Source organism: Desulfoluna sp. CYM3A (assembly GCF_056829965.1).
In genome coordinates, this window is the sequence record NZ_CP186556.1 from 5,061,990 (window position 1) to 5,076,815 (window position 14,826).

Below are 14,826 nucleotides of genomic sequence, written 5' to 3' on the forward strand. Positions count from 1 at the left end.
TTAGTTAGTGCCTTCGATTAAGGTTACGTCCAGTCCGAGGCTCTGCAGTTCTTTGGTAAGAACGCGGAAGGATTCGGGCATTCCCGGCTCGAGAACGGCCTGTCCCTTCACGATCTTTTCGTACATTCGGGTACGACCGGCCATGTCGTCGGACTTGACCGTAATGAACTCCTGGAGCGCATGGGACGCACCATACGCTTCCATGGCCCAGACCTCCATCTCCCCGAGACGCTGGCCACCAAACTGCGCCTTGCCGCCCAGGGGCTGCTGGGTCACAAGGGAGTAGGGACCGATGGATCGGGCGTGGAGCTTGTCGTCCACCAGGTGGTGGAGCTTGAGCATATACATGGTGCCGACCGTTACCTCACCGTCGAAAGGCTCGCCGGTCCGGCCGTCGAACAGACGGGCCTGGCCGGAGGTTTTGTACTCCTCCTGTCGAGGCCGCCCCATCTTCTTCTTCGGCGCCATCAAAGACCGGGGTGGCCATGTGGACCCCGCGTCGATAGTTTTCAGCAAAGGTATAGATGTCGTCGCCTTCCAGGCTGTCCATCATCTCGTGGTCCGCCTCGCCGGTAAAGATCCGCTTGAGCTTGGTTCGCAGGTCTTCGGCCTTCTTGGCGTCGATGAGGTCGGCAATCTGGTTGCCGAGGCCCTTGGCGGCTCGACCCAGGTGAATCTCCAGAATCTGCCCCACGTTCATTCGCGAAGGAACGCCCAGGGGGTTCAGGATCATGTCCACCATGGTGCCGTCTTCAAAGTACGGCAGGTCTTCCTGGGGAAGGACGCGAGAGACAACACCCTTGTTCCCGTGGCGGCCCGCCATCTTGTCACCCACGGAAAGCATGCGCTTCATGGCGACGTAGACCTTGATCATTTTGATGACGCCCGGAGGGAGGTCGTCCCCCTTCTCGTAGCGCACCACCTGATCTTCAAAGGTCTTCTTGATCTTTTCGATCTCTTCGTTCTTGCGGTCCAGGATCTCGTTGACCCGCTCGGTGACGGTGTCGTCGTCCAGGATAATCCCCTCGAGCTGAGAGAGGGAGACCTCGGCGAACATCTCGTCGGTGATGACGGTGTCGGCCGGGATCACGACCTTCTTGGCCTTGCGCAAGGGAGTGGGGCAGCTCTTGCCCACCACCATGGCTTCGATCATTTCGCGGGCTGTTTTTTCGATCACCTCGATCTTGTCGTTGCGATCTTTTTCAAACCCTGCGATCTCATCGTCCTCGATGTGACGGGTACGGTCGTCCTTGTCCACGCCGCGTCGGGAAAAGACCTTGGCATCCACCACGGTGCCGGTGACACCGGGGGGAACCCTCAGGGAGGTGTCCTTGACGTCCCCTGCCTTCTCACCAAAGATGGCGCGGAGCAGCTTCTCCTCGGGGGAGAGCTGGGTTTCGCCCTTGGGCGTGATCTTGCCCACGAGGATGTCCCCGGGGTTGACCTCGGCGCCCAGGCGGATGATCCCGCTGTCGTCCAGATCCTTGAGGGCCTCTTCCCCGACGTTGGGGATGTCCCGGGTGATCTCTTCCTTGCCCAGCTTGGTGTCACGGGCCACCACCTCGAACTCTTCGATGTGGATGCTGGTGTACACCCCGTCGCGGACAATGGCTTCGGAGACGAGGATGGAGTCCTCAAAGTTGTAACCGCCCCAGGGCATGAAGGCCACGGTGACGTTCTGGCCCAGGGCCAGTTCGCCCTTCTCGGTGGAGGGGCCGTCGGCCAGGACCTCGCCCTTTTTCACCTTCTGGCCGTTGACCACGATGGGTCGGTGGTTGAAGCAGGTGTTCTGGTTGGAGCGAATGAACTTGGAGAGGTTGTAGATGGTCACCGGGTTGAACCCGGGCTTCTCCATGTCCACATCGTGCTGAAGCACGATGCGCTCGGAGTCCACCTCCACCACGGTGGCGTCGGCCTCGGCCACAATGGCCACGCCGGAGTCACGGGCCACAACGCCCTCAACGCCGGTGCCCACCAGGGGCGCGCGGCTCTGGGTCAGGGGCACGGCCTGGCGCATCATGTTGGAGCCCATGAGGGCTCGGTTGGCGTCGTCGTTTTCCAGGAAGGGAATAAGCGACGCGGAGACGCTCACCAGCTGGTTGGGGGAGATGTCCATGAGCTCGATCTCTTCGCGCTCCACCATCTCGAATTCCCCTTCCACGCGGGAGGTCACCAGAGGGTTCACATAGTCGTTGTTGTCGTCCATGGGCGCGTTGGCCTGGGCGATGGGTAGGGCCTTCTCCTCGAAGGCGCTGAGCATGCGAACATCGTTGGTGACATGGGCGTCATTGACCACACGGTACGGGGTCTCAATAAACCCGAAGTCGTTGACGCGGGCATATGTACACAAAGAGACGATGAGGCCAATGTTGGGGCCTTCAGGGGTCTCAATGGGGCAGATACGGCCGTAGTGGGACGGGTGCACGTCTCGCACTTCAAAGCCTGCGCGCTCACGGGTCAGACCGCCGGGTCCCAGGGCCGAGAGACGACGCTTGTGGGTGGTCTCCGACAGGGGGTTGGTCTGGTCCATGAACTGGGAGAGCTGGCTGGTGCCGAAGAACTCCTTGACCACGGCGGACACCGGCTTGGGGTTCACCAGGTCGTGGGGCATGAGGGCGTCTACTTCCTGCATGCTCATGCGCTCTTTGATGGCACGCTCCATGCGGACCAGGCCGATGCGGTACTGGTTCTCCAGGAGCTCGCCCACGGCGCGGACGCGTCGGTTGCCCAGGTGGTCGATGTCGTCCACCACACCCTGGGTGTCGCGGAGCTGGACCAGGGTCTTGGCGGTGAGGAGGATGTCCTCACGGCGCAGGGTCTTGATATTGATATCGGTGTTGAGGCCCAGACGGTGATTCATCTTGAGTCGGCCCACACCTGACAGGTCGTAGTATGCCTCTTTAAAGAAAAGGTGGTCGATGAACTCCTGGGCGACCTCGGGGGTGGCCGGGTTGCCGGGACGGAGACGGCGGTAGATCTCTACCAGGGCCTCTTCCTTGGTGTTCACCTTGTCGGCCACGATGGTCTTGCGGATGGCATCCGAAGAGTAGGCCGTGTCCTGATAGAGGAGTTCGAAGCCCGTTACGTTGGATTCGGAAATGCGCTCAAGCACCTCCTCGTCCACCAGGTCCCCTGCCATGGCAACCACATCGCCGGTCTTGGGGTCCACCAGTCGGGTGGCCAGGCCACGCTGCTGGATGTCGTCGGGGCTGATGGGCAGGGTCTCGGTGCCCAGGGCCTTGAGTTGCTTGATGGCACGCTTGGTGAACAGGCGGCCCTGCTTGACGATGACTTCACCGGATTCGGGATCCGTGATGTCCTCGCTGGCACGCTGGCCCTTGAGGAAGTCCTCGTTGAAGACGCGCTTGAACACGCCGCCTTCCAGGAGAATCTTCTCTTTGGCATAGAAATAGGTCAGCAGGTCTTCGTTGGTGTATCCAAAGGCCTTGAACAGTACGGTAACGGGAAACTTCCTGCGGCGGTCGATGCGAATGTAAACGATATCCTTGGGGTCGACTTCCATGTCGATCCAGGAACCACGCACGGGGATGATCCGTGCCGAATAGATAATCTTGCCGCTGGAGTGGGTCTTGCCTTTGTCGTGGTCAAAAAAGACACCGGAGGATCGGTGGAGCTGGCTCACCACGACACGCTCGGTGCCGTTGATGATAAAGGTTCCCCGCTTGGTCATCAGGGGGATGGTGCCGAAATAGATCTCCTGCTCTTTGATGTCCCGGATATTGGAGATACCGGCGTCCTTATCAATGTCGTAGACGACGAGGCGAACGCGAATCCGAAGGGAGATCTCATACGTCATCCCACGCTGGATGCACTCCTCCATGGAGTGCTTGATCTCACCGAAGGAATACGATACGTACTCAAGGGAAGCGCTACCTGTAAAGTCCTTGATGGGGTAAACGGACTTGAAGACTGCCTGGAGACCTATATCCTCCCTCTTCTCAGGCGGAACATCCATCTGCAGAAAACGGTTGTAAGAATCTCGCTGCATACCGATAAGATCAGGAATCTCAGCGATTTTATGCTTCCCTCCGAAATTCTTCCTTAATCGCTTTTTCGCCAAGGGGCTTCCAGTCATATCATCTCCAAATTTTTTGTTGAGACTGCAGAAACAGGATTAGCGGATTAAAAGGCAGGCACAAGTGCCCGCCTTTCATCCGCAAAGGTGATAGTAATTGGGTATGGTAGGCTAATTAAGCGTTTGATTACTTAAGTTCAACCTGAGCGCCAGCTTCTTCGAGCTGAGCCTTGACTTTTTCTGCTTCGTCTTTGGCGATGCCTTCTTTAACGGGCTTGGGAGCTTCGTCAACGAGAGCCTTGGCTTCTTTGAGACCGAGGCCGGTGATGGCGCGGATCTCTTTGATCACGTTGATCTTCTTGTCGCCGGCAGAAGTGAGGATGACGTCGAACTCAGTCTTCTCTTCAGCAGCACCGCCTGCATCGCCTGCAGGGCCAGCAGCCATCATGGCTACGGGAGCGGCAGCAGAAACACCAAATTTATCTTCAAGTTCCTTAACGAGCTCGGAAAGCTCGAGAACAGTCATGTTTGCGATAAACTCAATTACGTCGTCTTTGGTAATATCAGCCATTGTTTTATAACCTCCAGAAAAACTTATCTTGTTCTAGTGTATCGATTGTGTCGTAAACGGAAACCCGCGCAAATTACGCCGCTTCCTTCTGATCCTTGATGGCCGAAAGGACGTTGACCATCTGTCGGGGAACTTCTGCAAGAACGCGTACCATACCAGTGGGCACCGCATTCATGGCGGAGAGTACCTGGGAGAGGAGAACCTCGCGTGAAGGCAGCTCGGAGAGCGCCTTGAGGCCATTCAAATCCAGGGTCTTGCCTTCCATGACGGCTGCCTTGATCTGCATCTTCTCGTTCTCTTCGACGAACTTGGAGAGGATCTTGGCAGGAGCCACCGGATCATCAAAACTGATGGCGATGGCCGTGGGGCCCTTGAAGGAGTCGGTAATAAGCGCTGCGTCTGTCTCTTCGGAAGCGCGCCGAAGCAGGGTGTTTTTGGCCACGTGGAACTCGACGCCGACCTTGGTCAGTTCGGCTCGGAGCTTGGTCACGGTAGCCACGTCCAGTCCCTTGTAATCCGTCGAGATGACGATGGCGGACTTCGCAAGCTTTTCGTGCAGGCTATCTACAACAGCCTTTTTCTTATCCAGATTCAATTCTTTCACACCTCCTTTAAGCAGATTTTTCTACATGAGGTGCCAACTGTACCAAAACGAGTGTCTCGGTAGGCCGGCCTCGCCGATTAAACACGGTGAACCTAACGTGTGCACCTACTGTCTGTGACATATATAGAACCCGGGCCTTGCCGCACCAAGTGCGGCAGGCGGGTTATGCCCAAATGAAAAAATCGATATAGTATATACCTTGAGCAGATCAAAGGCAAGATCTATTTTGCAACTTCTTTCAGAGCGGTGGGATCGACCCGGTAGCCGTGTCCCATGGTAGAGGAAACAGTGAGGCTCTTGAAGTAGGCGCCTTTGGCTGCGGAAGGCTTGAGCTTGATGAGCACCTCAAGAAGTGCGGTCAGGTTTTCGGTGAGTTTTTCAGCACCGAAGGAGACCTTTCCGATGGGGGCATGGATGATCCCTGCCTTCTCCACGCGGAAGTCAATCTTACCGGCCTTGAGCTCTTCAACGGCCTTGGCCACGTCAAAGGTGACGGTGCCAGTCTTGGCGTTGGGCATCAGGCCACGGGGACCGAGAACGCGACCGATCTTGCCGACCACGCCCATCATGTCGGGGGTGGCAATGGCCTTGTCGAACTCGAACCAGCCGCCCTGGATCTTTTCAACGAGATCCTGGCTTCCTGCGAAATCAGCACCGGCGTCCAGTGCCTCTTTCTCTTTTTCGCCCTTGCAGAACACAAGGACCTTCACCTCTTTACCGAGGCCGTGGGGAAGGATGCAGGTGCCGCGCACCATCTGATCCGCATGACGGGGATCGACCCCGAGACGGATGGCCACGTCCACGGTTTCGTCAAACTTGGCGTATGCGTTGGAAACAGCAGCCCCCACGGCTTCAGCCAGTTCAAACTTCTGCAGGGGAGTTACATCTTTCCCAGCTTCTATGTATTTTTTACCACGCTTTGGCATCGTACCCTATTGCTCCTTATCTAAATCCAATTAGACGACGTCAATTCCCATGCTTCGGGCTGTGCCTGCAATGATCTTGCTTGCAGCCTCGAGATCGTTGGCGTTGAGGTCTTCCATCTTGATCTTGGCGATCTCTTCCACCTGATCCATGGTAATTTTTGCGACCCTGTTGCGAAGGGGATCGCTAGAGCCCTTCTGAAGCTTGGCTGCTTTTTTCAGAAGCACCGATGCCGGAGGGGTCTTGGTGATGAACTTGAACGTCCTGTCGGCAAAAACGGTAATCACCACCGGGATGATCATGTCAGGCTCTTCCTTGGCGGTTCGTGCGTTGAACGCCTTGCAGAAGTCCATGATGTTCACACCATGCTGACCAAGCGCAGGACCAATGGGTGGTGAGGGGTTGGCTTTGCCGGCCTTTACCTGTAATTTTATCTGTCCAATAACTTTTTTTGCCATTGTACTTACTTACTCCCGATAGTGAATGCTATAACTTCGTTACCTGAACAAAGTCCAGTTCAACTGGCGTAGCACGTCCAAAGATACTCACCAGCACTTTGATCTTTCCCTTTTCAGGATTGACTTCTTCTACCGTGCCGTTGAAATTCGTGAAGGGCCCGTCGATTACGCGAATCTCGTCGCCAGTTTCAAATAGAAATTTCGGTTGAGGCTTCTCTTTGCCCGCCTCCATGCGGTTCAGGATCTTTTCGGCCTCGTCATCCGAGATCGGCGCAGGCCTGTTCCTTCCCCCAAGAAAACCGGTAACTTTCGCGGTGTTGTTGACGATGTGCCAGGTATTGTCGTTCAGCTCCATTCGGACAAGGATGTAGCCCGGGTAGAATTTTCTTGAAGACTCACGCCGCTTCCCCTTGACCAGCTCAACGACCTGCTCCGTGGGAACAACGATCTCCTCAAATTTCTCCTTGAAGGGTGATGCGGTTATCCGCTCTTCCAGGGCAGCTTTGACCTTATTTTCAAAGCCCGAGTATACGTGAACCACATACCATTTTAGAGCCACTGAACTATCTCCTCGGTTTTAGTGAAGAACGAGACTGATTAGGCCCTTTAAACCCACATCGACCAAGCCCAGAAAGGATGAGATGAGAATCACGAGGACAATGACCACCGAGGTGGAGGCAATCGTCTGTTTCTTTTCAGGCCATACAACCTTTTTTGTCTCTAATTTCACCTCGTTAAAGAAAGTTTTCACCTTCTCAATCAAACCAGGCTCATTATTGATTCCGGTCGTCTTCACCGAATAATGAGCCTTGGTCTGAATCTGCTTTTTCTGATCAGGTAACTTCTTTGACGAGGGCCCTTGGTCCGCCAGAACGTCAGCTTGTGATTCCCTTCGAAGCTTTTGCTTCTCCTTTTGCTTCAGTTTCTGGCTCTCTGTCTTTTTGCGCTGTATACGACCCATACCTCTCCTTCTGTATCTGTCGATAGGGAGGTCCCAGGGAGCCCCTCTAATCAAGGTTTGTGGCAGGTCAGGAGGGACTCGAACCCCCAACATTCGGTTTTGGAGACCGACGCTCTACCAATTGGAGCTACTGACCTGCAAGGTAAACCTTTTTCAAGCGACCGGGGTGAATTCGGTGGGACCCACCCCGGCTATGGACCTGATTACTTCGTCTCCTTGTGAGCAAGATGCTTCTTGCAGAAGGGACAGTACTTCTTGAATTCAAGTTTGTCAGGCGTCGTACGCTTGTTTTTTGTCGTGGTGTAGTTTCGCCTTTTGCACTCGGTGCAGGCGAGAGTCACTAGAGTTCGCACTTATCGGCTCCTCGATCTATTCGATGATTTCGGATACAACCCCGGCACCGACGGTACGGCCGCCTTCGCGAATCGCGAAACGAAGCTCTTTTTCCATGGCGATGGGGCTGATCAGTTCAGCAATGATGGCGGTGTTATCGCCGGGCATGATCATCTCAACACCCTCAGGCAGGTTCAGGATACCGGTCACGTCCGTGGTACGGAAGAAGAACTGGGGACGGTAGCCGGAGAAGAAAGGAGTATGACGTCCGCCTTCTTCCTTGGAGAGAACGTAGATCTCTGCCTTGAACTTGGTGTGGGGAGTGATGGTCCCGGGCTTGGCCACAACCTGGCCGCGCTCGACCTCGTCACGCTTGGTGCCGCGGAGAAGCAGGCCTACGTTGTCACCGGCCATGCCTTCGTCGAGAAGCTTGCGGAACATCTCAACACCGGTACATACGGTCTTGGCGGTGGGACGGATACCCACGAGTTCCACTTCGTCGCCGGTGTGGATCACACCGCGCTCAATACGACCGGTAACAACGGTACCTCGGCCGGAGATAGAGAAGACGTCCTCGATGGGCATGAGGAAATCCTTGTCGGTGTCACGCTCGGGCTCGGGGATGAAGCTGTCGCAAGCGTCCATGAGCTCGAAGATGCACTGAGCAGCGTCGTCTTCGTGGCTGTCGGCTTCCAGGGCGCGCAGGGCGCTGCCGCGGATGATGGGGGTGTCGTCGCCGGGGAAATCGTATTTGGAGAGAAGCTCCTGGAGCTCCATCTCAACGAGCTCGATGAGCTCTTCGTCGTCGACCATGTCGCATTTATTAAGGAAGACCACAATGCGGGGAACGCCAACCTGACGGGCGAGCAGGATGTGCTCACGGGTCTGGGGCATGGGGCCGTCATCAGCGGACACAACCAGAATTGCGCCGTCCATCTGAGCAGCACCGGTGATCATGTTCTTAATGTAGTCGGCGTGGCCGGGGCAGTCAACATGAGCATAGTGACGATTGGGGGTCTCATACTCCACGTGTGCGGTGGCAATGGTGATTCCGCGCTCTTTCTCTTCAGGAGCCTTGTCAATCTCATCGAAAGCGATAGCAAATTATACCTCCGGCACGGAGTGCGTTCTGCTTGGTGATCGCAGCGGTCAGCGTAGTCTTGCCATGGTCAATGTGACCGATGGTACCGACGTTCACATGCGGCTTGGACCGCTCGAATTTTTCCTTTGCCATGTCAACTACCTCCCTGTACGTTTGGTGCTTTACCCAAATTGTGTTCTTAATATAATATGGTGTGACTTGCTTACTTACACCTGCCGCAATATCAGAAGGCTAAACACAAATCAGCGTGGAGCCCATGATCAGAGTCGAACTGATGAACCTCATCCTTACCAAGGATGCGCTCTACCAACTGAGCTACATGGGCTAAATCGCTGATTATGCGGCCGGGCAATAGCCAAATGGAGCGGGAGACGAGATTCGAACTCGCGACATTCAGCTTGGAAGGCTGAAGCTCTACCAACTGAGCTACTCCCGCCGACCTAACCGGTGCAAAACACCGGAAGCAAGTTTTATGCAGGCAGCCGTGTAGTCGCGGCCATTTGGCCTCCTACACCCGGCTTGCTTTTCCGGGATGGTGGTGGGGGGAGGATTTGAACCTCCGAAGGCTGAGCCGTCAGATTTACAGTCTGATCCCTTTGACCACTCGGGAACCCCACCATTTTTGGAACATGTTCTTTTTGGAGCCGGCACCCCGAATCGAACGGAGGACCATCTCATTACAAGTGAGACGCTCTGCCAACTGAGCTATGCCGGCTCGATTTGAAGACTGCCGTCGTCAAAGAACGAAGCCTTTTTACCCATGAGGCCATAATTTATCAATGCCGATTATAGGTGATTAGATGGAAATATTAGCCTCAAAGCCCAATTTATCGCCCAAAAGCTCCGTATTTCTCCCGCAAATGCGATTTTGCAAAAAACCAGCATGCCCACCGGACATCTTCGGACCTAATTGTCGGATATTACCATACAATTGGTTTTTTATCCCCTTAAATTTGTCTCCCCTTTTTTCCCGCTGCCGTCTCCTTTTTTCTTCGTCTGCCCGGAGCCGCTCACCGGGCTTCCACCCAAATCACTTGACACCTCCTGCCCAAGCCTGTAATTCCCCTGTATTCAGATAACAACAACTTACAGCCATATAAGAGCCAAAACCCTATGAAAAAGACCTCCCTTATCACATGCGCCTTCGTGCTGCTCACCACCGCATGCACAACGCCGACGGCCCCCCTCAATACCAAGGCGCCACGCTATCCTTATATAGGCATAGAAAAAACAGCGCCCGAGCCCGCGGATTTCAACTTCGCCACCAACAGGCGCAATATCTCCCTGGAATTGCCTGAAGAAGCCCAGGAAGAGCTCCCCCTCTTCGACCATGCCATCGAGTACTGCAAGGCGGCCCAGTCATTCTGGGAAAAGGGCGACATGGACGGGGCCCTCTCCAGCCTTGACGAGGCCTACGGCCTGATCCTCAAGGTCGACACAGGCAACGACCCCCTGCTTCTCCAGCAGAAGGAGGACCTCCGGTTCACCATCTCACGCCGGATCCTTGAGATTTACACCTCCCGGGCCACCACCACCTCCTTTACGCGCAACGCCATCCCCATCACCATCAACCAGCAGGTACAGCGGGAGATCGACATCTTCACCAAAAAGGACCGCCGCTTCTTTGCCGAATCCCTGAAACGATCCGGGCAGTACCGGCCCATGATGGTCAAAAAACTCCAGGAAGCCGGCCTGCCTGCCGAACTCTCCTGGCTGCCCCTGGTGGAGAGCGGGTACAAGGTCAAGGCCCTCTCTTCTGCCCGGGCCCTGGGTCTCTGGCAGTTCGTCCCGTCCACGGGGTACATGTACGGCCTGAAGCGCACCACCTTCGTGGACGAGCGCCTGGACCCGGAAAAATCCACGGACGCCGCCATCGCCTACCTCGACAGGCTGCACAAGCTCTTCGGGGACTGGTCCACGGTCCTTGCGGCGTATAACTGCGGCGAGGGCCGGGTGCTGAAGATCATCCGCCGTCAGAACCTTAACTACCTGGACAACTTCTGGGACCTCTACTCCCGGCTTCCCTCGGAGACGGCCCGCTACGTGCCCAAGTTCATTGCCACGATCCACATCGTCAACAACCTTGAGAAGTACGGCTTCCACACCGTCACGCTGAACACGCCGCCCACGTTTGACACCGTCACCGTCAAAAAGCAGGTAAAACTCGCGGATGTGGCCAAGGCCATCGGCGCCCCCTACGCCACACTTAAGCGCCTCAACCCCGAGCTGCGCTACGGCATCCTTCCCAAGGAGCGCTACAGCCTCCGGGTTCCCGTGGGCAAAAGCAAGGCCACCCTCACCGCCATGAGCTCCCTGAGGGTCTCCCTGCCGCCCCAGCGCGCCTTCGTCTACCACAAGGTCCGCCCAGGGGACACCCTCTCCACCCTGGCCAAGCGATACGGCACCTCGGTAAAGGCCATCTCAAGGGCCAACGGCCTCTCCAACCGCCACATCATTGTGGCCGGAAAGAAGATCAAAATCCCCCAGCGGGGCTACACCACCAAGGGATATTACGCCAACACCGCCATCCCCAACGCCAAGCGCCCCACCAAGCATGTGGTGCGCAAGGGCGAGTCCCTCTGGCTCATTGCCAGAAAGTACGGCACAACCCCCACGGCGCTCAAGGAGACCAACCGTCTCTCCAGCAACACCCTCACCGTGGGCCAGGTCCTCAAACTGCCCAGCCCGGCTTCGCCCAAGGCCCGCCAGGCAAAAAAATCCGTCTATTATGTCAAACGCGGTGATAATCCCTTTACAATTGCCACAAAACATAATATCTCAGTCGCGAGATTGCTTGACCTGAATAACCTGACTTCAGGAAGCACCATCTATCCGGGTCAGCGTCTCTATATAGATTAGTGCCCCCATAGCTCAGTGGATAGAGCATTGGATTCCTAATCCATGTGCGCAAGTTCAATTCTTGCTGGGGGTACCATCCTATAAAAATATAAACAAGTTTCAAAGGGTTGGGACGATTGTCCCGACCCTTTTTGCGTTTGGGGCCGCCCGTTTCCCACCGCCTTCGCATTGCTGCCTGACCGTCCCCGTGGTATATTAACAAAGTTAGCGCATTTAACGCCCCTTACCCGGCACTTGTCTCCCGTTTCCTCTCCTCCGCCGGGCAGGTCAACATACCGCGGCCCATTGCCCTTCCCGCTGCCGCCTGTATGGTGCACCGACCACATCGGCAGCCTGGAGATCCCCATGAAAAAGTCACGCCCCCCACATTGTCGTGCCATCCTTGCGTGGACCCTCGCCATCGGGCTTTGCCTGGCCCTGCCGGCCGGTGCCACCGAAGACTTTACGGAACTCTCCATCGAAGAGCTCGCCAACATCGAGGTCACCTCGGTCTCCCGCAAGCCCCAGAAGCTCTCCCACGCCCCGTCGGCCATCTTCGTCATCACCTCCGATGATATCCGCAGGTCCGGGGTCACCAATATCCCGGATGCCCTGCGCATGGTCCCGGGCATCCAGGTGGCCCGCATCTCTTCGAGCAAATGGGCCATCACCGCCCGGGGGTTCAACAGCCAGTTCGCCAACAAACTCCTCGTCCAGATGGACGGCCGCACCCTCTACTCCCCCCTCTTCTCCGGGGTGTTCTGGGAGGACCAGACCACCCTTTTAGAGGACATCGATCGCATCGAAGTGATCCGGGGCCCCGGTGCAAGCCTCTGGGGAGCCAATGCCGTCAACGGCATCATCAACATCATCACCAAGACATCGGACAAAACCCAGGGGGCCCTTGCCACCAACCGCGTCGGTACCCTGGAACGCAGCGGCGGCGGTGCCCGCTACGGGGGCGAGGCCGGATCCAAAGGCCACTACCGCCTCTACGCCACCTACGCCAACCGGGATGAGTCCGTCAGCCCTGAAGGTGAGGGCAGCGGCGACTCCTGGGACACCCTCCAGGGAGGATTCCGCAGCGACCTTACCCCCACGGCCGATATGCGCCTCACCTTCCAGGGCGACGTTTACTCCGGGCGATTCAACGAGCGTACAAATCTCCCGTCCCTTTCCGCGCCATACACCACCTTGTACGAAAACGAAAACGACTCCAAGCACATGAACCTGCTGAGCCGGGTCACCCGCACCCTGTCCACCACCTCGGAGTTCACCTTTCAGGCCTACTACGACCGCTCGGAAAAAGAAGAAAACGATCTCTCCTGGGAAGGAGACCTTGCCGACCTCGACTTTCAACACCGGTTCCAGCCCCTTTCAGGCCACGAAGTGATCTGGGGGTTTGGGTACCGCTATTATTCGGACACCATTGAATTCAGCGACAACTTTACCCTGGCCTCCCCATCCACCACCGACCATCTCATCAGCACCTTTCTCCAGGATGAAATCACCCTCACACCGTCGCTGCAGCTCACCCTGGGCACCAAGCTGGAACACAACGACTACACCGGAACGGAGATTCAGCCCAATGCCCGGATTCTCTGGGCACCCAATGCCATCCACAGCACCTGGTTTGCCGTCTCCCGGGCCGTTCGCACCCCCAACCGATCCGAAACCCAGATCCGGATCCGCCAGGCTGTTGTACCACCGGGGACCCCGGTCAATCCCTCTCCCCTTCCCCTGGAAGTGCTCATCACAGGAGACGAGGACTTCGAATCCGAAAAACTCATCGCCTTAGAGGCCGGCTACCGCCTCACCCCGGACCCCGCCTTCTCCCTGGACCTGGCCCTCTTTTTCAACAGCTACGACGACCTCAGCGGCTACCTCACCGGCGAGCCGGTGCCGGACCCGGGGGCCGACCCGCCCCGCGTCACCCTGGAGACCTCCATCAACAACGGCATGGAGGGACACACCTGGGGCCTGGAGGTTGCTTCCAACTGGGCGCCCCGTCCCAACTGGCGGCTCCAGGCCTCCGGCACCCTCTTCCAGGCCAGCTACGACACCAAGTCCGGCTACGCGGGGAGTTTTTCCGATGACACCGACGACGCCGCGCCCAAGGTCCAGTTCTCCCTGCGGTCCGGCCTGGACCTCTCACCGAAGGTGACCCTGGACCTCTGGCTCCGTCACATGGACGACATCCAGGAGGGGCGCGTGGATGCCTACACCGAACTCGACGCGCGCCTCGCCTGGAAACCGACTAAGGGCGTGGAACTCTCCGTCACCGGGCAGAACCTCCTCCACGAAAGCCACGCAGAGTTCGCCGAGTCCCTTTTGTGGGTCGCGCCCACGGAAGTGGAGCGTTCCGTCCACGCCCAGGCGACCCTGGCCTTTTAACCCCAAACGCGGCAGGCCCCGTTTCGCGGTATTCCGCACGTTTTCTCAAGGTCATGAACAGCAAGCAACGCCTCACCATCACCGTTCTTGTCTTCTGCATCGCTCTTTTCAGCGTGGGGCCTGCCCGTGTGTCTGCGGAGCCAGCAACGGAGAGCCGCATCAAAGCGGCTTATCTCCTGAACTTTGCACGGTTCGTGACCTGGCCCGAAGAGGCCTTTGACAACAGCGTGGCTCCCATCGTGCTCTGTGTTCTCGGTGACGACCCCATTGATTCGGCCCTGCCCACCATCCAGTACAAACGGGTCCAGGACCGCCCCCTGGAAATCCGCCATATCAACACCCTAGGAGAGTTGCCACGCTGCCACATGCTCTTTGTGGGGGAGACAACCCCGAAAACCATCCAGCAGATCCTTGCGGCCATCGGGACCCGGCCCATCCTGACCGTCAGCAGCCTCCCGGGATTCTCCAGCCGGGGGGGCATGCTCACCTTTATCAAGACGGAAAACAAAATCCGTTTTGAAGTCAACCTGTCCACCACCCGGACAGCGGGACTCGCCATCAGTTCCCGCCTGCTCAAGCTCGCCCGGCTGGTGCCCTAACACAGA

General features: G+C 57.0%; 12 protein-coding genes, 6 tRNA genes and 1 pseudogene. 4 read left to right on the forward strand and 15 right to left on the reverse strand.

Translation table 11 applies throughout. The annotated features are described in order from the left end of the window. The 15 genes and pseudogenes from ACOYW1_RS25675 to ACOYW1_RS25745 all read right to left on the reverse strand — a co-directional run bounded on the left by ACOYW1_RS25675 (position 1) and on the right by ACOYW1_RS25745 (position 9,704). Entirely contained in the window at positions 1-450 is a 450-nt protein-coding gene (locus ACOYW1_RS25675) for a DNA-directed RNA polymerase subunit beta (RefSeq protein WP_482420256.1), read from the reverse strand. Further along, positions 365-4,096, reverse strand: a complete 3,732-nt coding sequence (gene rpoB, locus ACOYW1_RS25680; RefSeq protein ID WP_482420257.1) for a DNA-directed RNA polymerase subunit beta — start codon at positions 4,094-4,096, stop codon at positions 365-367. Before rpoB ends, ACOYW1_RS25675 begins: the two co-directional genes overlap by 86 nt. A gap of 127 nt (positions 4,097-4,223) precedes the next feature. Next, positions 4,224-4,607, reverse strand: coding sequence for a 50S ribosomal protein L7/L12 (rplL, locus tag ACOYW1_RS25685; protein WP_218950963.1), 384 nt, complete (start codon positions 4,605-4,607; stop codon positions 4,224-4,226). A gap of 73 nt (positions 4,608-4,680) precedes the next feature. Continuing rightward, positions 4,681-5,211 (reverse strand): 50S ribosomal protein L10, encoded by a 531-nt coding sequence (gene rplJ, locus ACOYW1_RS25690; protein ID WP_482418316.1) that lies wholly within the window; start codon positions 5,209-5,211, stop codon positions 4,681-4,683. A gap of 221 nt (positions 5,212-5,432) precedes the next feature. Beyond that, positions 5,433-6,137, reverse strand: coding sequence for a 50S ribosomal protein L1 (gene rplA / locus ACOYW1_RS25695; RefSeq protein ID WP_482418317.1), 705 nt, complete (start codon positions 6,135-6,137; stop codon positions 5,433-5,435). 30 nt (positions 6,138-6,167) lie between these two features. Beyond that, the gene (gene rplK, locus ACOYW1_RS25700) at positions 6,168-6,593 is read right to left on the reverse strand and encodes a 50S ribosomal protein L11 (RefSeq protein WP_180137673.1); all 426 of its coding nucleotides are present in this window, start codon (positions 6,591-6,593) and stop codon (positions 6,168-6,170) included. A 28-nt stretch (positions 6,594-6,621) separates the two neighbouring features. After that, positions 6,622-7,152: a transcription termination/antitermination protein NusG gene (gene nusG, locus ACOYW1_RS25705; protein ID WP_180137674.1), complete on the reverse strand. Its 531-nt coding sequence runs from the start codon at positions 7,150-7,152 to the stop codon at positions 6,622-6,624. Positions 7,153-7,170: 18 nt separating this feature from the next. Then, a complete protein-coding gene (gene secE / locus ACOYW1_RS25710) occupies positions 7,171-7,554 on the reverse strand; it encodes a preprotein translocase subunit SecE (RefSeq protein ID WP_180137675.1) in 384 nt (127 codons plus the stop codon). 60 nt (positions 7,555-7,614) lie between these two features. Then, positions 7,615-7,691 (reverse strand) — tRNA-Trp (locus ACOYW1_RS25715). Positions 7,692-7,757: 66 nt separating this feature from the next. Beyond that, positions 7,758-7,907: a 50S ribosomal protein L33 gene (gene rpmG / locus ACOYW1_RS25720; protein ID WP_092214426.1), complete on the reverse strand. Its 150-nt coding sequence runs from the start codon at positions 7,905-7,907 to the stop codon at positions 7,758-7,760. Between the two features lie 16 nt (positions 7,908-7,923). After that, positions 7,924-9,121: pseudogene (gene tuf / locus ACOYW1_RS25725) on the reverse strand (elongation factor Tu). A gap of 116 nt (positions 9,122-9,237) precedes the next feature. Continuing rightward, positions 9,238-9,314, reverse strand: a tRNA-Thr gene (locus tag ACOYW1_RS25730). Positions 9,315-9,349: 35 nt separating this feature from the next. Beyond that, positions 9,350-9,425 (reverse strand) — tRNA-Gly (locus tag ACOYW1_RS25735). 97 nt (positions 9,426-9,522) lie between these two features. Then, positions 9,523-9,607, reverse strand: a tRNA-Tyr gene (locus tag ACOYW1_RS25740). Positions 9,608-9,628: 21 nt separating this feature from the next. Next, positions 9,629-9,704, reverse strand: a tRNA-Thr gene (locus ACOYW1_RS25745). Positions 9,705-10,102: 398 nt separating this feature from the next. Here ACOYW1_RS25745 and ACOYW1_RS25750 point away from each other — a divergent pair. The 4 genes from ACOYW1_RS25750 to ACOYW1_RS25765 all read left to right on the forward strand — a co-directional run bounded on the left by ACOYW1_RS25750 (position 10,103) and on the right by ACOYW1_RS25765 (position 14,820). Further along, positions 10,103-11,848: a LysM peptidoglycan-binding domain-containing protein gene (locus ACOYW1_RS25750; RefSeq protein WP_482420258.1), complete on the forward strand. Its 1,746-nt coding sequence runs from the start codon at positions 10,103-10,105 to the stop codon at positions 11,846-11,848. Between the two features lies 1 nt (position 11,849). Beyond that, a tRNA-Arg gene (locus ACOYW1_RS25755) sits at positions 11,850-11,924 on the forward strand. A gap of 269 nt (positions 11,925-12,193) precedes the next feature. Continuing rightward, on the forward strand, positions 12,194-14,221 hold the full coding sequence (locus tag ACOYW1_RS25760) for a TOL_0244 family TonB-dependent receptor (protein ID WP_482420259.1): 2,028 nt from the start codon (positions 12,194-12,196) through the stop codon (positions 14,219-14,221). Positions 14,222-14,274: 53 nt separating this feature from the next. Next, positions 14,275-14,820 (forward strand): TOL_0243 family YfiR-like periplasmic protein, encoded by a 546-nt coding sequence (locus tag ACOYW1_RS25765; RefSeq protein WP_482418321.1) that lies wholly within the window; start codon positions 14,275-14,277, stop codon positions 14,818-14,820. Positions 14,821-14,826: the final 6 nt, after the last annotated feature.